Raw genomic sequence first — 19,119 nt, forward strand, 5'->3', positions numbered from 1 at the left:
CACTCGACAGCTCCTACAACAGTTCGTTTTGTGGTGATATTTCAGAGGACACCGTTTTGCGCTCTACCGAAGTCGTGATCATTGGCGCTGGCGCCGCAGGGTTGATGTGTGCACTGACCGCCGCCGGGCGTGGGCGTCAGGTGTTGCTGCTCGATCATGCGAACAAGGCCGGCAAGAAAATCCTGATGTCCGGTGGTGGCCGCTGCAATTTCACCAACATGTACACCGAACCCGCCAATTTCCTCTCGGGTAACCCGCATTTCTGCAAATCGGCACTGGCGCGCTACACCCAGTGGGATTTCATCGGCATGGTCGCCAAGCACGGCGTGCCGTATCACGAGAAGAAACTCGGTCAGCTGTTCTGCGATAACAAATCCAGCGACATCCTCGGCATGCTGCTCGACGAGTGCGATCAGGTCGGTGTCGAGCTGCACCTCGACACCTCGATCCAGACCATCGAGAAGCTCGAAAGCGGTTACCTGCTCGACACCACCCTCGGCCAGCTGCAGTGCCAATCGCTGGTGATCGCCACCGGCGGGCTGTCGATCCCGACGCTGGGGGCCACCGGTTTCGGTTATCAGGTCGCCAAGCAATTCGGCCATGAACTGCTGCCGACCCGCGCCGGGCTGGTGCCGTTCACCATCACCGATCAGCTCAAGGAACTGTGCACCGAGCTGTCCGGCACCTCGGTGGATTGTCTGGTCAGCTGCAACGACCAGAGCTTTCGCGAGAACATTCTGTTCACTCACCGTGGCCTCAGCGGCCCGGCGATTCTGCAGATCTCGTCGTTCTGGGAGCCGGGCGATACCGTGGAGATCAACCTGCTGCCGGATTACGACACCGCGGCATGGCTGCAACAGCAAGTGGCCGAACGCCCGAACAGTGAACTGAAAACCCTGCTCGGCGAGATTTTCACCAAGAAGATGGCCAACCTGCTGGCGGACAGCTGGTTCGTTTCCAAACCGATGAAGCAGTACACCCACGCCGAACTGGCGCAGATCGCCGACAAGCTCGGCAGCTGGAAAGTCGTCCCGGCCGGCACAGAAGGCTATCGCACCGCCGAGGTCACGCTGGGTGGCGTCGATACCCGTGAGGTGTCGTCCAAGACCATGGAGTCGCTGAAAAGCCCGGGGCTGTATTTTGTCGGCGAAGTGCTCGACGTCACTGGCCATCTGGGTGGCTTCAACTTCCAGTGGGCCTGGGCTTCCGGCTACGCCGCCGCGCAATACGTCTGACTGAAACAACACTCCCCTGTAGGAGCTGCCGAAGGCTGCGATCTTTTGATCTTAAAAACAGGATCAAAAGATCGCAGCCTTCGGCAGCTCCTACAGGGGGAGTGCGCAATCAAGGAACACTTTTTGCTGTCAGATGTGATCGGCGCCATTGCGTCGGCGTCATTACTGGCTCAATTTAGCGGCATCGCCTCGGAAGGCCTTCGCACTTCATGTCCTCGACCTCGTTTCGTCAGTCTTTGCGGCGCCTGTGGGCGCTGGATAAATTCAGCTACAGCGTGCGGGTGTTCATCGCCCTGACCGGCAGCATGGCGCTGTGTTGGTATCAGGATGAAATGGGCCTGCTGATCCCGTTGTTCCTCGGGATCATCGCCAGCGCCCTGGCCGAGACCGACGACAGCTGGCAGGGCCGCCTCAACGCACTGGCAGTGACACTGGTGTGTTTCAGCATCGCCGCGCTGTCGGTGGAGCTGCTCTTCCCCTACCCCATCGTGTTCGCCATCGCCCTGGCGCTGGCCAGTTTCGGCCTGACCATGCTCGGCGCACTCGGCGAGCGTTATGGCGCGATTGCCTCGGCGACCTTGATTCTGTCGGTCTACACCATGATCGGCGTGGATCAGCGCGGCGGCGCGGTCACCGATTTCTGGCACGAGCCGATGCTGCTGGTGGCGGGTGCCGCATGGTACGGCCTGCTCTCGGTGCTGTGGCAAGCGATGTTTTCCAACCAGCCGGTGCAGCAGAGTCTGGCACGGCTGTTCCGTGAACTGGGTTTCTACCTGAAGCTGAAAGCCTCGCTGTTCGAGCCGATCCGCCAACTGGACGTCGAAGGCCGGCGACTGGAACTGGCGCAGCAAAATGGTCGCGTGGTCGCCGCGCTGAACAGTGCCAAGGAAATCATTCTGCACCGGGTCGGCAACGGTCGCCCGGGTTCGAAAGTCAGCCGTTATCTGAAGCTGTATTTCCTCGCTCAGGACATCCACGAACGCGCCAGCTCTTCGCACTATCCGTATAACGCGCTGGCCGACGCGTTCTTCCACAGCGACGTGCTGTTCCGCTGCCAGCGCCTGCTGCGCCAGCAGGGCAAGGCCTGCCGTGCGCTGGCCGAATCGATCCAGATGCGCCAGCCGTTCGTCTACGATGCGAGTTTTGCCGAAGCGCTGACGGACCTCGATGCCTCCCTTGAACACCTGCGTATTCAGAGCAATCCGGCGTGGCGCGGCCTCCTGCGTTCGCTGCGTGCACTGGCCGCCAACCTCGGCACCCTCGACCGCTTGCTCAGCGACGCGAGCAACCCCGACGCCCTGGCGGACGCCACCGACAGCAGCCTGCTCGATCGCTCGCCACGCAACCTCAAGGACGTATGGATTCGCTTGCGCACGCAGCTGACACCGACCTCGTTGCTGTTCCGCCACGCCCTGCGCCTGCCGCTGGCGCTGAGTATCGGCTATGGCATGGTGCACCTGATTCACCCGTCGCAGGGTTACTGGATCATCCTCACCACCCTGTTCGTCTGCCAGCCGAACTACGGCGCGACCCGGCGCAAACTTGGGCAACGGATTCTCGGCACCGCCATCGGCCTGACCGTGGCGTGGGCGCTGTTCGATCTGTTCCCCAGCCCGCTGGTGCAGTCGTGCTTCGCCATCGCCGCCGGTGTGGTGTTCTTCACCAACCGCACCACGCGCTACACCCTGGCGACCGCCGCCATCACCATCATGGTGCTGTTCTGCTTCAACCAGATCGGCGATGGCTACGGGCTGTTCCTGCCGCGCCTGTTCGATACCCTGCTCGGCAGCCTGATCGCCGGCCTGACGGTGTTCCTGTTCCTGCCGGACTGGCAGGGCCGACGCCTGAACAAGGTGCTGGCCAACACCCTGACCTGCAACAGCATCTACCTGCGCCAGATCATGCAGCAATACGCCGCCGGCAAGAGCGACGACCTCGCCTATCGCCTGGCCCGGCGCAACGCGCACAACGCTGATGCGGCGCTGTCGACAACGCTGGCGAACATGCTCATGGAGCCGGGGCATTTCCGTAAGGAAGCGGACGTCGGTTTCCGTTTTCTGGTGCTGTCGCACACCCTGCTCAGCTACCTCTCCGGGTTGGGCGCGCATCGCGAAACGCAGCTACCGGCAGACGTGCGTGAACAGCTGATCGACGGCGCCGGAGTGAAACTGGCCGCGAGCATCGACGACATCGCCCAGGGCCTGGCGAACAAGCAACCGGTGGCGATTCAGAGTGACGAAGAAGAAGCGCTGGCCAACGAGCTGGAGCAGATGCCGGACGAAATCGATGAAGGTCAGCGACTGGTGCAGACGCAACTGGCGCTGATCTGCCGGCAGTTGGGGCCGCTGCGAACGTTGGCGGCGCATTTGATCAAAGACACTAATGAGATTAGCGCTGGCTGAAAGGACGCCTTCGCGAAGAGGCCATCAACCACTCAGAAGATTCTGGATCAGCCCTCACATCCCATGCTGGCGCAGCAACTTGTCATAACTGCCATCCGCCTTCATCGCCGCAATCGCCTTGTCAAACCCGGCCACAATCTGCTCATGCTGCGGATTCTTCAGACTCACCAGAATATGCAGACTGTTCTCGCTCAGCGGCTTGGGCAGAAACTCCACGGCGTTGCGCACTTTCGGTGATTCGCGGGCCAGGTAATAGCGCGCGACGTATTCATCTTCCAGGGTCAGCTTGACCCGATCCGCCGCCAGCATGCGCACGGCCATGGCGAAGTTATGCACAGGGACTTTCTCCAGCGCGGTATCGGCATCGAACGCCTGCGAGTAGGCATAGCCGCGCACCACCGCCACCGGGTAGGTGTGCAGCTGTTCCAGGCTGCTGTATTCCAGCGGCGTGTCTTTGCGCTTGAGAAAGCGGATGCGATTGAGCAGGTATTCGCCAGAGAACTGGCCGAGTCTGGTTCGTTCGTCGTTGTACCAGGCGTTGACCAGCACGTCGTATCGTCCTTCGCCCACCCCCAGCAGTGCCCGCGCCCACGGCACCTGCTCGTAGTCGCTGGCATAACCGGCCCGCGCCAGTGCCGTGCTGACGATGTCGGTGGCCAGGCCACCGTTGACCAGCGTGTCGTCGGTAAACGGTGGCCAGATATCGAACACCAGCCGCAACTTGTCCGCTGCGGCGGTTTGGGCCAGCAAGAGCAATCCGATCAAAGCAGAGGCTCGATGCAGTCGCGGCATGCTTGAAAATCCTTAGCGGGCGGGCTGCCCAGCGTGTTTTCAGTCAAAACCCCAAGGCCCCTTACCGGCGAAACCCAGGCCCTAACATTAGCTCATTGAAGCCAGTGCACAGCGCTTTCCAGCAGATTACACAAAGCAGCCGCCACCGCGAGAAAGGAATGATGGCATTTTGACCTTTGTCACAGACTGTTCCGCCATACAGACATCCAGCGCCTGTGCCCTTAGTATCGGGCGACGGAGTTCAAGGAGTCGGAAGATGACAATCGAGTGGATCTGCAAGCATCACAGCGATCTGGGCAAAGAGCAGTTATACGCGTTGTTGAAGCTGCGCTCGGAGGTGTTCGTGGTCGAACAGAAATGCGCCTACCCGGACCTCGACGGCCAGGATCTGGACGGCGATACCCATCACCTCATGGGCTGGGAAGGCGATCAACTGATGGCCTATCTGCGCCTGCTGGACCCCGAATCCCAGGGCGGTGACGTGGTGATCGGACGCGTGATCATTGCGCCGCAGGGCCGTGGCAAAGGGCTGGGACATGTGTTGATGGAACACGCGCTGAAACAGGCCGAGAAGCATTGGCCGCAGGTGCCGATCTATCTGTCGGCGCAGGCGCATTTGCAGGGGTATTACTGCAGGTACGGGTTTGTGGTGGCGGGTGAGGAGTATCTGGAGGATGACATTCCGCATATAGGCATGCGTCGCCCCTGAAGCCCTATCGCGAGCAGGCTCGCTCCCACATTTGGAATGCATGCCTCTGTGGGAGCGAGCCTGCTCGCGAAAGCGTCAGCTCAAACAACGCAAGACTCAGGGATACTCCAGCACAGCCTTGATCTGCCGCAGATTACGCTCGATCCACCCGCGATCAATCGCCCCCCACTCGCGAATCCGATAGCGCCCGGCATGGTTGCGCGCGCCCTCTTCCTGCTCGAATTCACAGACGATATCCAGATCCGCCAGCGCGGCGATCGTGTCCTGCGCCGTGCGCCGGGGCATGCCGGTCACCTCGGTCAGCGCCGGGACGCTTGGGGCCAGGCCGCTGTCGATCAGGTAGGCCACATACAGGCGCCGGTAAAAACTGCTTTTGGTCTTGCTTACGTCCATCTAAACACTCCCAACGTTAAAAGATCGCAGCCTGCGGCAGCTCCTACAGATGCAATGCGATCTTTTGATCTTCATTGCAAATCCCGCCACGTCAGGTACACCCGCAGATCGAACTCGATCTGGTGATACCCCGGCAGCATGTGTTCGCACAATTTATAGAAGGCCTTGTTGTGGTCCGATTCCTTGAAGTGCGCCAGTTCGTGCACGACGATCATCTTCAGGAACTCGGGGGCCGCCTCCTTGAACAACGAGGCGATGCGAATCTCTTTCTTGGCCTTGAGCTTGCCACCCTGCACCCTTGAAACCGTGGTGTGCAGCCCTAGCGCGCGATGCGTCAGGTCGAGGCGGTTGTCGAACAGCACCTTGTCGATGGCCGGCGCGTTGCGCAGGTATTCCTGCTTCAGGTCCAGCGCGTAGCTGTACAGCGCCTTGTCGCTTTGCACATCGTGACGCCCCGGATAGCGTTGGCTCAGGTAGTCACCCAGACGCTGTTCGGCGATCAGTTGGCGCACCTGATCCTGCAATTGCGCGGGATAGGCCTGGAGGTATTTCAACGCAGTCATGGGCACGGCAATACGGTTCGAAAAGAGCGCCAGTGTAACGAATTCAAACCGGCAGCGCGCTCCAGTCAAAGGGCTCGGCGAAGCTGGCGGCGTCTTCGGAGGTCAGCGGACGCGCCACCAGGAAACCCTGCACGTATTCGCAGCCATGCGCTTGCAGCCATTGATACTGTTCGATGGTTTCCACGCCTTCGGCGATCACCAGCAAGCCGTACTGTTTACACAGATTGATCACGTTGCTGACCAGCGCCGCGTCGCGCGTCGAATCCGGCAGCCGCGCAATCAGGTGTCGATCCAGCTTGAGCGTGTCCAGCTCCAGATCACGCAGATGCGCCAGCGAACACGGTCCTGAACCAAAATCATCCAAAGCCACCCGCACCCCGAGATTACGCAGCAGGCGCAGCTGTTTGCGAGTCTCGTCGGGGTTGTGCATCAGCGCGTCTTCGGTGACTTCGACCTCCAGTTGCCGTGGCTCCAGCGAGTGCCGCTCCAGCACCTGGCGCAATTCGGTGACCAGGTTCGGCAGACCGAACTGGGTGTTGCTCAAACTCACACCCAGCACCAGATCCTCGGCAAAAAGGGTTTCCCAGGCTTTGCGCTGGCCGGCGCCGCGATGATAGATCCAGCTGCCGAGCCGGCTGATCAGCCGCGCCTCTTCCAGTAACGGCAGGAACAACCCCGGCGGCACATCGCCGACGCTCGGATGCTGCCAGCGCAGCAACGCCTCGAAACCGCGGATCTGCCCGCTGTCGATCGCCACTTGCGGCTGATACACCAAATTGAAATCACGGTTCTCGATGGCGTTGCGCACGCTCTCTTCGAGCATCAGCCGCGAACGGGCACGGCCGTTCATTTCGTGATCATAAAAACGATACTGCTGACGCCCAGCCCGCTTGGCCTCGTACATGGCAATGTCGGAGGCGCGCAGCAAACCGTCGAGGTTCGAGCCGCAGTCCGGGTAGGTGGCGATGCCGATACTCGCGCCGAGGGCAATATCCAATCCCTCGATCTGCTGACAGACCGATACCCGCTCGATGAGCTTCTCGGCAATCTTCGCTGCCTGCTCGGGAAACTCCAGATCGAGCAGCGCGGTGAACTCATCACCGCCCATGCGCGCCAGAATGTCGAACGGCCGCAGACAGGCTTTCAATTGCTCGGAGACCCAGCGCAGCACCCGGTCTCCGGCATCATGACCAAGGGAATCATTGACCCGTTTGAAGCCATCGAGATCCAGATAAAGCAGCACCCAGCTGCTGTCGCTGCGTTCACCGCGCAGCAGCAGGTTTTCCACCGTCTGATAAAAACCCCGGCGATTGAGCAGACCGGTCAACGGATCGGTGACCGCTTGAAACTCCAGCTGCTGATGCAGGTGACGCACCACCGACATGTCCAGCACCGTCACCACCATTGCGTGTTGCTCGGCGGGCAACGGCGCACAGGACAGCGCCACCGGCACCTGCTGCCCCGGCGCAGTGCGCAACAGCGCGTCGTGCAGACGCAAGGTCTCACCGCGCTTATAACCGGCCAGCAACTCGGAATCGGCCCACAACGGAATGTGCGGTTTCTGCAGATAATCGAGAAACTCCTTGCCCTCCAGCTCCTTCACCGGCGCATTGAGCAAACGCGAAATCGCCGGGTTGGCAAAGCGGATCAAGCCGTCCTCCCCGAGCACCAGAATGCCTTCCGCCGCGTTATCCAACACCGAGGCATTGAAGGCCCGCGCGACCTCCAGATCACGACTCAGGCGCTGCAAGGCGCGGCGGTTGCGCTGGTGTTCGAGCAATGCCTGGACTTTCGGCTTGAGAATCTGCGGATCGAACGGCTTGAACAGGTAATCCACCGCGCCACTGGCGTAGCCCTTGATCACGGCGTCCTGGGACTGCTCGTTAGCGGTAAGGAAAATGATCGGCGTGAGGCGTGTGCGCTGGCTGCCGCGCATCAGCCGCGCGACCTCAAAGCCGTCCATGCCTGGCATCTGCACATCCAGCAGCACCAGATCGACATCGTGTTCGAGCAGCAGATTGAGCGCCTCGAAGCCGGAGGCGGCGGTCATGACGTGCCAATCCTGACGCTGCAGCAACGCGCGCATGCTGATCAGGTTTTCAGGGTAATCATCAACGATCAAAAGGACAGAGCTGCCTTCACCTGGCTGGGGTTGCGCGCATTCCATGCTGCTTCTCTTGTCGGGACATCTCTTGTCGGACTATCGGCCGGTTTCTTGGGAAAACCGTACAGTTACTGAGCCATCACTCTAGTCGCGGATCTGTGAAAGCAGAAGCTGTCACGCCGCCATCATTTAGCCAAAGCGGCGACTTACCGACTAACGGTCACCCCTGCAGCCCCCGCAAACCGGCACAGATGGCATTTCGACAGGATGTTGACGCCAATCATCTGCCAAACGGGCGTTAACAAAAAACTCCTCTACGCTTATAACTGCCGCCCGAAAAGGCGCGGGCTAGAGCTTCTGGCACTCGCGTTCAGGATGAATTGAGTGGAAGAACCGACATGATCGATCTCGCAACCTGGAACCTCAGCGTTCCCGTCGGCAGTCCGCCGTACACCGTCGAAACCTCCAAACTGGTGAATGGCTTCAAGGATCAGTACTTCCATTCCGACACCGGCACGCTGTTTTTCTGGTCACCGGTGACCGGGTCAAAAACCGAAAACGCCATCTACCCGCGCACCGAACTGCGCGAAACCTTCAGCAACGGCACCCTGCGCAACTGGTACTACCCGGACGCCGACAACACCCTGCGCGCGACCCTCGCGGTGAACAAGGTGCCCAGCTCCGGCAAAATCGTCATCGGCCAGATCCACGCGTATGAAAGCCAGAAGCCGATGGTCAAACTCGAATACCAGTACAAGACCAAGACCGAAACCGGCAACCTCGTCATCAAAGTACGCATGCACCCCGATGACGACGAAAGCCGCGTTATCACCCTCGCCACCGGCATCAAACTCGACCGCGAATTCAACTACCTGATCCACCTCAGCCCCGGCGGTGCACTGGGCGTGAGCGCAGCGGGTTATCAGTGGGATTCACAGATCAGCGCGACTTGGCGCAACAAGCCGCTGTACTTCAAGGCCGGGGTGTATGTGCAGGACAACACCGGCTACACCAGTGAGGGTGGGCAGGTGACCTTTACCAAGCTGGATATTGATCACGACAAATAACCCAACCCCCACTGTAGGAGCTGCCGAAGGCTGCGATCTTTTGATCTTGCCTTTTTCAAAATCAAAAACCAGATCAAAAGATCGCAGCCTTCGGCAGCTCCTACATTAAACGTGCATGTTTAAACTGAGTGCTGGTTACTTCCCGATGCCTACAACAACTTGCGTGGATACCTACAGCTACGCCAGAATCCGCCGGCTTGTGCGCCTGGAGGGCCATCGGTAACTTGATTCGCGTCACTGATTTCCAGTGATCGGGTTTAGTAGCCCGTGGTTACGCGATGCGCATTGGCACCATTCAGTCGGACATTCATCCGCGCTTGATGGCAGCTGTTCGCAGGGCGCCTTCGGGTGCGCCGGTCGCGTCTCCCCGGTCTACTAACCTGCGTTCAGCTGCCACCCCTTCGTTTAGTAGCGATCCGGTGCCGGCTCCATTTACCGGAGACGAAACATGACCAAATCAACACCACACCCGCCAGACACAGACCCAGCCTCCCCCTACGAATCCCTCGATTCAAAAAAACTCCACGACGCCGCCGAACGCGCCCTCGACCATTACCTCAATCCTGCCGCCCTCATCATGGCGAGCGGCAACAAACCCGAGCCCATGTACCTCGCCAACCCGAAGTACGACACCGAATCCCTGCTCGCCAACGCCAGCGAAACCCTGGGCTCGGCAAGCGACATGCTCAACAACTTCGCCGCCATCCTCGACTCATCCCACCGCAAGACCGCACTGGGCATCGCGCAAATCGTCATGCTCGGTGAACTGGCGGTGAATCAGGCACTGGATCATGTGGAGTTGAAGAAGTAACCGCCCACAAAAAACCCGCCTCTCGGCGGGTTTCTCATAACAGCAGCTCAACACCCAGGCTTAGTTAACCTTCGCGTTCAACTCACCCTTCAAATACCGCTGATACATCGCTTCCAACGAGATCGGCTTGATCTTCGAAGCATTACCGGCAGTACCGAACGCTTCATAACGAGCGATACACACGTCACGCATCGCCGTCACGGTCGCGCCGAAGAATTTACGTGGGTCGAACTCGCTCGGGTTGGTGGCCATCAGGCGACGCATGGCGCCGGTGGATGCCAGGCGCAGGTCGGTGTCGATGTTGACCTTGCGTACGCCGTACTTGATGCCTTCGACGATTTCTTCAACCGGTACGCCGTAGGTTTCTTTGATGTCGCCGCCGTACTGGTTGATGATCGCCAGCCACTCTTGCGGAACCGACGAGGAACCGTGCATCACCAGGTGGGTGTTCGGGATGCGCTTGTGGATTTCCTTGATGCGGTCGATCGCCAGCACGTCGCCGGTAGGTGGCTTGGTGAACTTGTAGGCGCCGTGGCTGGTGCCGATGGCGATGGCCAGGGCATCGACCTGGGTCTTCTTGACGAAGTCAGCGGCTTCTTCCGGGTCGGTCAGCATCTGGCTGTGATCCAGAACGCCTTCAGCGCCGATGCCGTCTTCTTCACCGGCCATGCCGGTTTCCAGCGAACCCAGGCAGCCCAGCTCGCCTTCTACCGAAACGCCGCAGGCGTGAGCCATGGCCACGGTTTGTTGGGTAACGCGGACGTTGTATTCGTAGTCGGTCGGAGTCTTGCCGTCTTCGCCGAGGGAGCCGTCCATCATCACCGAGCTGAAGCCCAGTTGGATCGAGCGCTGGCAGACGTCAGGGCTGGTGCCGTGGTCCTGGTGCATGCACACCGGGATGTGCGGGAATTCTTCGATCGCGGCCAGGATCAGGTGACGCAGGAACGGCGCGCCGGCGTATTTGCGAGCGCCGGCCGAAGCCTGGACGATCACCGGGGAGTCAGTCTTGTCAGCGGCTTCCATGATGGCGCGCATCTGCTCAAGGTTGTTGACGTTGAAGGCTGGAACGCCGTAGCCGAACTCGGCTGCGTGGTCCAGCATCTGGCGCATGCTGATAAGTGCCATTGTGTGTGTCTCTCCCGGTTGAGGGTCGTTAATCGTGCCAGCCTGCCGGAGCGGCGGCGGCTATTCAAGTGATTGCAGATCGGGGGTCGAAGCCCGGTCTGGTGATTCGATAAAGCAAAATCCTGAGAACTGCACAGATCCCCTGTAGGAGCGAGCCTGCTCGCGAAAGCAATCTCGCAGTCACTGATGCAATGCCTGTCAAACCGCTTTCGCGAGCAGGCTCGCTCCCACATTAGAATCGCAGCGCTTCAATTACTCGGCCTTGCAGCCGCGCCCGATCAGGTCATTGGTGGCGACCCAGTACACCAGGCCTTCGTCACCCTTGACGTGAAACGCCAGCATGCCGTCGCTGTACAGCACGCCCGAGGCGCCCGGCTCTTCTTTCAGGCGATAGACCTGATCACCGCCACCCAGCCGTACATCGACTTCCTTCTGGCCGGCATCGGCGTAGCGCCACAGCACTTTGGCCTGGCTGTCGCAGGTCCAGGTGGTCCAGTTGTCCGCAGGCGCGGACGACTGAAACAGGTTCATCTGCGCGCAACCGCCCAACAATGCCAACGCCGCAATGGCGATCAAGCCTTTCATCCGTGTTCCTCGACTGACAGCCAACGCCGCCAGCCCTGAGTTAAAGAGTCAGACCGGTCAAGGACAACCATGTTCCTTGGCCGGGGTTTGCGTCTCGTATTTGTCCAGACCGTCCGGCCCCGAGCGCTTGTTCAGCACCGGGTTGGTTTCGGCCTGCCAGTCGGCCTGATAGCAGCCCTTCTGTGCCGCATCCGGCGCTGGCGTGGCCTCGGCCTTCGGGTTACTCCCGCAGGCCGCCAGCGTACCGGTCAGCAACAACAGCGCTAACGACTTGACCATCTGAACACTCCTTTGCCTGGTCAAACGGGCGGCCTCAGGCCTTGGCCCGGCTTTCCAGGACTTCAACGGCTGGCAGCACCTTGCCTTCGACGAATTCGAGGAACGCGCCGCCACCGGTGGAAATGTAGGAGATTTGCTCAGCCACGCCATATTTATCGATGGCCGCCAGAGTGTCGCCACCGCCGGCAATGGAGAATGCGGCGCTGTCAGCAATGGCCTGGGCCAGCACTTTGGTGCCGTTGCCGAACTGGTCGAATTCGAACACGCCGACCGGACCGTTCCACAGAATGGTTTTCGACGATTTCAGCAGTTCGGCAAAGTTGGCCGCGGTTTGCGGGCCGATATCCAGGATCATGTCGTCAGCGGCAACGTCAGCGATCAGCTTGACGGTGGCTTCAGCGCTTTCAGCGAACTCCTTGGCAACAACCACGTCCACCGGCAGCGGCACGCTGACCTTGGCGGCGATGGCACGCGCGGTGTCCAGCAGGTCCGGCTCGTACAGCGACTTGCCGACCGGGTGACCGGCGGCAGCCAGGAAAGTGTTGGCGATGCCGCCGCCGACGATCAGTTGATCGCAGATCTGGCTCAGGCTGTTGAGGACGTCGAGTTTGGTCGACACCTTGGAGCCGGCAACGATCGCAGCCATTGGCTTGGCCGGTGCGCCCAGCGCCTTGCCCAGTGCATCCAGTTCAGCGGCCAACAGCGGGCCAGCAGCCGCGACCTTGGCGAACTTGGCCACGCCGTGGGTCGAACCTTCGGCACGGTGCGCGGTGCCGAAGGCGTCCATCACGAACACGTCGCACAAGGCGGCGTATTGCTGGGCCAGTTCGTCGGCGTTCTTTTTCTCGCCCTTGTTGAAGCGCACGTTTTCGAACAGCACGATGTCGCCGGCCTTGACGTCAACGCCGCCCAGGTAATCGGCCACCAGCGGCACTTCGCGGCCCAGGGCCTTGCTCAGGTAGTCAGCGACTGGCTTGAGGCTGTTCTCGGCGGAGAACTCGCCTTCGGTCGGACGGCCCAGGTGCGAACACACCATCACCGCCGCGCCTTTTTCCAGGGCCAGCTTGATGGTCGGCAGCGAAGCCAGGATACGCGCATCGCTGGTGACAACACCGTCCTTGACTGGGACGTTGAGGTCTTCGCGAATCAATACGCGCTTACCTTGCAGATCGAGGTCGGACATCTTCAACACGGTCATGGGTCGCACTTCCTGAGTAACTGTTCTTAGAGAGCAGGTTTTTTTGAAATCGCTGTTTGCAGATAGTGGTCTGCAACGTCCAGCATTCGGTTGGCAAAACCCCATTCGTTGTCGAACCAGGCCAGGATGTTCACCAGTTTGGGGCCGGAAACACGGGTCTGACTGGCATCGACGATGGCCGAATGTGGGTCATGGTTGAAATCACAGCTTGCGTGGGGAAGCTCGGTGTAGGCCAGCAGACCTTTGAGCGGGCCGTTGGTGGCGGCTTCGCGCAGGATCCGGTTGACCTCGTTGGCATCGGTCGCGGTGGCGGTCTGCATCGTGATGTCGAGGCAAGACACGTTGACCGTCGGCACGCGTACGGCTTTGGCCTGAATTCGCCCCGCAAGTTCCGGCAGTAGGCGCTCGATACCGCGTGCCAGACCAGTGGACACCGGGATTACCGACTGGAACGCCGAGCGGGTGCGGCGCAGGTCTTCGTGGTGATAGGCGTCGATCACTGGCTGATCGTTCATCGCCGAGTGAATCGTGGTGATCGACACGTAATCCAGGCCAATCGCCTTGTCCAGCAGACGCAACAGCGGCACGCCGCAGTTGGTGGTGCAGGAAGCGTTGGACACCAGCAGTTCGGCGCCGGTCAGGCAATCCTGATTGACACCGTAGACGATGGTGGCGTCGACATCCGCCTCGCTGGCCATCGGTTGCGAGAACAGCACGCGTGGCGCGCCGGCGTCGAGGAAGCGCTGGCCGTCTTCACGGGTGTGGTAAGCACCGGAGCACTCAAGCACCAGGTCGACGCCCAGCGCCGCCCAGTCGATGCCTTCGGGGGTGGCACTGCGCAGGACCTTCACGCAGTCGCCATTAATATGCAGACAATCGCCGTCTACTCGCACTTCGCCGGGAAAGCGGCCGTGGGTGGAGTCGAAGCGTGTCAGGTATTCGATGCTGGCCATGTCCGCCAGATCGTTGATCGCGACAATTTCAAACCCGGCCTTCTCGCCTCGCTCGAACAACGCACGCAAGACGCAACGACCAATCCGGCCGTAGCCGTTGAGTGCAACTTTGTAGGGACGCGGTTGAGGCATGGGGTTCTCGATAGTATTCGCTAACAACACAACCCCATGTAGGAGCTGCCGAAGGCTGCGATCTTTTGATCTTGATCTTGAAAAACAGGATCAAAAGATCGCAGCCTTCGGCAGCTCCTACAGGGGAACGCGGCAGCCTGGGCTACCGCATTCGTACTGCTTAGTCTTCCAGCAGCTCTTCAGCCTGACCCAGGATGTTTTCCAGGGTGAAGCCGAACTCTTCGAACAGTGCCGAAGCCGGAGCCGATTCGCCGTAGGTGGTCATGCCGATCACGCGACCTTCCAGACCCACGTACTTGAACCAGAAGTCGGCGTGAGCCGCTTCGATCGCAATACGTGCGCTGACCTGCAGCGGCAGAACCGATTGCTTGTAGCCGGCGTCCTGCGCATCGAAAACGCTGGTGCAAGGCATGGAAACCACGCGCACCTTGCGGCCTTGCTCGGTCAGTTTGTCGTAGGCCTGAACGGCCAGACCGACTTCCGAACCGGTGGCGATCAGGATCAGCTCAGGCTCGCCTGCGCAGTCCTTCAACACGTAACCACCGCGGCTGATGCCGGCGATCTGACCGGCATCGCGTTCCTGGTGCTGCAGGTTCTGACGCGAGAAGATCAGCGCCGATGGGCCGTCCTTACGCTCCAGCGCGTTTTTCCAGGCCACCGCCGATTCAACGGCATCGGCTGGACGCCAGGTGTCGAGGTTCGGCGTGGTCCGCAGGCTGGTCAGTTGCTCGATCGGCTGGTGCGTCGGGCCGTCTTCGCCCAGACCGATGGAGTCGTGGGTGTAGACGTGGATCACGCGCTTCTTCATCAGCGCCGACATGCGCACCGCGTTGCGCGCATATTCCATGAACATCAGGAAGGTCGCGCCGTAAGGCACCAGGCCGCCGTGCAGGGATACGCCGTTCATAATCGCGGTCATGCCGAATTCGCGCACGCCGTAGTACATGTAGTTGCCGCTGGCGTCTTCAGCGCTGACGCCTTTGCAACCTTTCCACAGGGTCAGGTTGGAACCGGCCAGGTCAGCCGAACCGCCGAGCAGTTCCGGCAGCAGCGGGCCGAACGCGTTCAGGGTGTTCTGGCTGGCTTTACGGCTGGCGATGGTTTCGCCTTTGGCCGCCACTTCAGCGATGTAGGCCGAGGCTTTTTCCGCGAAGTCGGCTGGCAGTTCGCCGCTCAGACGACGGATCAGCTCGTTGGCTTCGGTCGGGAATGCTGCGGAGTAGGCAGCGAAACGCTGGTCCCATTCGGCTTCGGCGGCGCGACCTTTTTCCTTGGCATCCCACTCGGCATAAATGTCTGCAGGGATTTCGAACGGGCCGTAGTTCCAGTTCAGCGCCTGACGGGTCAGGGCGATTTCCGCGTCACCCAGTGGGGCGCCGTGGCAATCTTCCTTGCCCTGCTTGTTCGGCGAACCGAAACCGATGGTGGTCTTGCAGCAGATCAGGGTCGGCAGCGGGCTCTTGCGCGCGGTTTCGATGGCGGTCTTGATCTCTTCCGGATCGTGACCGTCGACGTTGCGGATCACCTGCCAATTGTAGGATTCGAAACGCTTCGGGGTGTCGTCGGTGAACCAGCCTTCGACTTCGCCGTCGATGGAGATGCCGTTGTCATCGTAGAAGGCGATCAGCTTGCCCAGGCCCAGAGTGCCGGCCAGGGAAGCGACTTCGTGGGAAATGCCTTCCATCATGCAGCCATCACCGAGGAACACGTAAGTGTGGTGATCAACGATGTTGTGGCCAGGACGGTTGAACTGCGCGCCCAGGACTTTTTCCGCCAGGGCGAAGCCGACGGCGTTGGCCAGACCCTGACCCAGCGGGCCGGTGGTGGTCTCGACGCCCGGGGTGTAGCCGAATTCCGGGTGGCCCGGGGTGCGGCTGTGCAGTTGACGGAACTGCTTGAGGTCGTCGATCGACAGATCGTAACCGGTCAGGTGCAGCAGCGAGTAGATCAACATCGAGCCGTGGCCGTTGGACAGCACGAAGCGGTCACGGTCGGCGAACGACGGGTTGCTCGGGTTGTGCTTGAGGTAGTCGCGCCAAAGTACTTCGGCGATATCTGCCATACCCATAGGGGCACCGGGATGGCCGCTGTTGGCTTTTTGCACGGCATCCATGCTGAGGGCACGAATGGCGTTGGCACGCTCACGACGGCTAGGCATCGCTGATCTCCTGGGTGTGAATAGATTGAAACGGAAAAAAGGAGGGCATTTTCCCTCACCGGAGCGCCTCGGGGCAATGACAGATAGTCATCCGAAGGCGTTTTTCCCGTGCTGGACGGCGGTTTCGCCTGGTGAAACCTTTCCGCTGTTCGTTTGTAGAGTTAACCAGCCAGTGAGAAGTGCCATCTATCGAGCAATATCAAAACTTTTTGATATTGCCCTTGCGGCGATTTCCCACCGTCACTAGACTGCTGCCCCATGAACTTACGCGTGCCTTCCATTCGCCATGATGACTGCGACGAGCTGGCGGCCCTGTGCAAGGCCGGTGGCGACCCGCTGCGCCTGAATGTATTGCGCGCGCTGGCCAATGACTCGTTCGGCGTACTGGAGCTGGCGCAGATTTTCGGTATCGGTCAGTCCGGTATGAGCCACCACCTCAAGGTGCTGGCCCAGGCCGATCTGGTGGCGACGCGCCGCGAAGGCAACGCGATTTTCTATCGCCGCGCCCTGCCCCACACCGAATTGCTGGGCGGCAAGTTGCACGCCGCATTGTTAGAAGAAGTCGACAATCTGGCGCTGCCGGACGACGTGCAGGCACGCATCACGCAGGTCCATGGACAACGTGAAGCGGCCAGTCAGGACTTTTTCGCCCGGGTCGCGGAGAAATTCCGCGCCCAGCAAGACTTGATCGCAGGCCTGCCGCAGTACCGTGACAGTGTGCTGGCCCTGCTCGACAAACTGAACTTCAATGGTGCTGCCACGGCCATTGAAGTCGGCCCCGGCGATGGTGCTTTCCTGCCGGAACTGGCCCGCCGCTTCGGCACCGTAACCGCGCTGGACAACAGCCCGGCGATGCTCGAACTGGCGCGTCAGGTATGTGAACGTGAACGGCTGGCTAACGTCAGCCTGCAATTGGCCGATGCATTGAATGGCACCAGCCTTCAGGCCGATTGCGTGGTACTGAACATGGTGTTGCACCATTTCGCCGCGCCGGCCGAAGCGCTCAAGCACATGGCCGGCCTGCTGCAACCGGGCGGTAGCCTGCTCGTGACAGAGTTATGTAGCCACAACCAGAGTTGGGCCAGGGAGGCCTGCGGTGATCTGTGGTTGGGGTTTGAACAGGACGATTTGGCCCGTTGGGCCACCGCTGCGGGACTCGTTCCCGGGGACAGCCTCTATGTAGGCTTACGTAATGGTTTCCAGATCCAGGTTCGCCATTTTCAGCGACCGGCTGGCGACACTCACCATCGGTAAATTCAGGAAAACATCGAGATGAGCGAATACTCCCTCTTCACCTCCGAGTCCGTGTCTGAAGGACATCCGGACAAAATCGCCGACCAGATTTCCGATGCGGTGCTGGACGCCATTATCGCCCAGGACAAACACGCACGCGTTGCTGTGGAAACCCTGGTCAAGACCGGCGTGGCCATCGTGGCCGGTGAAGTGACCACCAGCGCCTGGGTCGACCTGGAGCAGATCGTTCGTGACGTGATCTGCGACATCGGCTACACCAGCTCCGAAGTCGGCTTCGACGGCGCGACCTGCGGCGTGATGAACATCATCGGCAAGCAATCCCCTGACATTAACCAGGGTGTTGACCGTGCCAAGCCTGAAGATCAGGGCGCTGGCGACCAGGGCCTGATGTTCGGCTACGCCAGCAACGAAACCGACGTGCTGATGCCAGCGCCGATCACCTTCTCGCACCAGCTGGTGCAGCGCCAGGCCGAAGCCCGCAAATCGGGTCTGCTGCCGTGGCTGCGTCCGGACGCCAAGTCGCAAGTGACGTGCCGTTACGAAGGCGGCAAGGTTGTCGGTATCGACGCCGTTGTTCTGTCGACCCAGCACAACCCTGAAGTGTCCTACAAAGACCTGCGCGAAGGCGTGATGGAGCTGATCGTCAAGCACGTGCTGCCTGCCGAACTGCTGAGCAAAGACACCCAGTTCCACATCAACCCGACCGGCCAGTTCATCATTGGCGGCCCGGTAGGTGACTGCGGTCTGACCGGTCGCAAGATCATCGTCGACAGCTACGGCGGCATGGCCCGTCACGGCGGTGGCGCGTTCTCCGGTAAAGATCCATCGAAGGTTGACCGTTCGGCGGCCTACGCTGGCCGTTATGTTGCCAAGAACATCGTCGCTGCCGGCCTGGCCGAGCGTTGCGAGATCCAGGTGTCCTACGCCATCGGTGTCGCTCAGCCGACTTCGATCTCGCTGAACACCTTCGGTACCGGCAAGATCAGCGATGACAAGATCATCAAATTGGTGCGTGAAGTGTTCGACCTGCGTCCATACGCGATTACCACCATGCTTGATCTGCTGCACCCGATGTACCAGGAAACTGCAGCCTACGGCCACTTCGGTCGTGCTCCGCAGACCAAGACTGTTGGCGAAGACACCTTCACCACGTTCACCTGGGAAAAAACCGACCGCGCCGACGCTCTGCGTTCCGCTGCTGGTCTGTAAGCCCTCCCCGGCTGCAAAAAAAGCCCCGCACGGTTCGCGCCATGCGGGGCTTTTTCATGCTTGCCAGGATCAAAAGATCGCAGCCTTCGGCAGCTCCTACACAACGCATCCCCCTGTAGGAGCTGCCGCAGGCTGCGATCTTTTGACTTT

Annotated in this window: 17 protein-coding genes; 7 read left to right on the top strand and 10 right to left on the bottom strand. The window is 60.4% G+C overall.

Going from position 1 to position 19,119, the window contains the following annotated elements:
* Positions 1–56 precede the first annotated feature (56 nt).
* Positions 57–1,235: an NAD(P)/FAD-dependent oxidoreductase gene (locus LOY52_RS25000; protein WP_258676881.1), complete on the top strand. Its 1,179-nt coding sequence runs from the start codon at positions 57–59 to the stop codon at positions 1,233–1,235.
* A gap of 209 nt (positions 1,236–1,444) precedes the next feature.
* Positions 1,445–3,637, top strand: a complete 2,193-nt coding sequence (yccS, locus tag LOY52_RS25005) for a YccS family putative transporter (protein WP_258676883.1) — start codon at positions 1,445–1,447, stop codon at positions 3,635–3,637.
* Between the two features lie 54 nt (positions 3,638–3,691).
* Here yccS and LOY52_RS25010 read toward each other — a convergent pair whose 3' ends face one another.
* Positions 3,692–4,429, bottom strand: coding sequence for an ABC transporter substrate-binding protein (locus tag LOY52_RS25010; RefSeq protein ID WP_258676885.1), 738 nt, complete (start codon positions 4,427–4,429; stop codon positions 3,692–3,694).
* 256 nt (positions 4,430–4,685) lie between these two features.
* On the opposite strand from LOY52_RS25010, the gene LOY52_RS25015 reads away from it, so the two are divergent.
* Positions 4,686–5,138, top strand: a complete 453-nt coding sequence (locus LOY52_RS25015) for a GNAT family N-acetyltransferase (RefSeq protein WP_258676887.1) — start codon at positions 4,686–4,688, stop codon at positions 5,136–5,138.
* Positions 5,139–5,234: 96 nt separating this feature from the next.
* Here LOY52_RS25015 and LOY52_RS25020 read toward each other — a convergent pair whose 3' ends face one another.
* The 3 genes from LOY52_RS25020 to LOY52_RS25030 form a co-directional block, all read right to left on the bottom strand.
* Positions 5,235–5,531, bottom strand: a complete 297-nt coding sequence (locus LOY52_RS25020; protein ID WP_003229005.1) for a helix-turn-helix domain-containing protein — start codon at positions 5,529–5,531, stop codon at positions 5,235–5,237.
* Positions 5,532–5,602: 71 nt separating this feature from the next.
* Positions 5,603–6,094, bottom strand: a complete 492-nt coding sequence (locus tag LOY52_RS25025; RefSeq protein WP_108184051.1) for a M48 family metallopeptidase — start codon at positions 6,092–6,094, stop codon at positions 5,603–5,605.
* 43 nt (positions 6,095–6,137) lie between these two features.
* Complete coding sequence (locus LOY52_RS25030; RefSeq protein WP_258676889.1) at positions 6,138–8,261, bottom strand: bifunctional diguanylate cyclase/phosphodiesterase; 2,124 nt, start codon at positions 8,259–8,261, stop codon at positions 6,138–6,140.
* A 335-nt stretch (positions 8,262–8,596) separates the two neighbouring features.
* On the opposite strand from LOY52_RS25030, the gene LOY52_RS25035 reads away from it, so the two are divergent.
* Both LOY52_RS25035 and LOY52_RS25040 read left to right on the top strand, forming a co-directional pair.
* Positions 8,597–9,265 (top strand): polysaccharide lyase family 7 protein, encoded by a 669-nt coding sequence (locus LOY52_RS25035; protein ID WP_096795728.1) that lies wholly within the window; start codon positions 8,597–8,599, stop codon positions 9,263–9,265.
* A gap of 448 nt (positions 9,266–9,713) precedes the next feature.
* On the top strand, positions 9,714–10,076 hold the full coding sequence (locus tag LOY52_RS25040; RefSeq protein WP_258676892.1) for a DUF6124 family protein: 363 nt from the start codon (positions 9,714–9,716) through the stop codon (positions 10,074–10,076).
* Positions 10,077–10,136: 60 nt separating this feature from the next.
* On the opposite strand, the gene fba is transcribed toward LOY52_RS25040, so the two are convergent.
* The 6 genes from fba to tkt form a co-directional block, all read right to left on the bottom strand.
* Entirely contained in the window at positions 10,137–11,201 is a 1,065-nt protein-coding gene (gene fba, locus LOY52_RS25045) for a class II fructose-bisphosphate aldolase (RefSeq protein ID WP_003177554.1), read from the bottom strand.
* A gap of 252 nt (positions 11,202–11,453) precedes the next feature.
* The gene (locus LOY52_RS25050; RefSeq protein WP_108588989.1) at positions 11,454–11,786 is read right to left on the bottom strand and encodes an MliC family protein; all 333 of its coding nucleotides are present in this window, start codon (positions 11,784–11,786) and stop codon (positions 11,454–11,456) included.
* Positions 11,787–11,843: 57 nt separating this feature from the next.
* Positions 11,844–12,065: a hypothetical protein gene (locus LOY52_RS25055; RefSeq protein ID WP_007961876.1), complete on the bottom strand. Its 222-nt coding sequence runs from the start codon at positions 12,063–12,065 to the stop codon at positions 11,844–11,846.
* Between the two features lie 34 nt (positions 12,066–12,099).
* A complete protein-coding gene (locus tag LOY52_RS25060; protein WP_007961877.1) occupies positions 12,100–13,263 on the bottom strand; it encodes a phosphoglycerate kinase in 1,164 nt (387 codons plus the stop codon).
* 26 nt (positions 13,264–13,289) lie between these two features.
* Positions 13,290–14,348, bottom strand: a complete 1,059-nt coding sequence (gene epd / locus LOY52_RS25065; RefSeq protein ID WP_258676894.1) for an erythrose-4-phosphate dehydrogenase — start codon at positions 14,346–14,348, stop codon at positions 13,290–13,292.
* A gap of 160 nt (positions 14,349–14,508) precedes the next feature.
* Complete coding sequence (tkt, locus tag LOY52_RS25070; protein ID WP_258676896.1) at positions 14,509–16,506, bottom strand: transketolase; 1,998 nt, start codon at positions 16,504–16,506, stop codon at positions 14,509–14,511.
* Between the two features lie 258 nt (positions 16,507–16,764).
* Between tkt and LOY52_RS25075 the strand changes: the two genes are divergently transcribed.
* Together LOY52_RS25075 and metK are read left to right on the top strand one after the other, a co-directional pair.
* Positions 16,765–17,760 carry a metalloregulator ArsR/SmtB family transcription factor gene (locus LOY52_RS25075; RefSeq protein ID WP_134784847.1) on the top strand — a complete coding sequence of 332 codons (996 nt, stop codon included), beginning with the start codon at positions 16,765–16,767 and terminating at the stop codon, positions 17,758–17,760.
* An 18-nt stretch (positions 17,761–17,778) separates the two neighbouring features.
* Positions 17,779–18,969, top strand: coding sequence for a methionine adenosyltransferase (gene metK, locus LOY52_RS25080; protein WP_003229025.1), 1,191 nt, complete (start codon positions 17,779–17,781; stop codon positions 18,967–18,969).
* The last annotated feature ends 150 nt before the right edge of the window (positions 18,970–19,119 follow it).

It is taken from the genome of Pseudomonas sp. B21-051 (genome assembly GCF_024748795.1).
Taxonomy (GTDB): domain Bacteria; phylum Pseudomonadota; class Gammaproteobacteria; order Pseudomonadales; family Pseudomonadaceae; genus Aquipseudomonas; species Aquipseudomonas putida_A.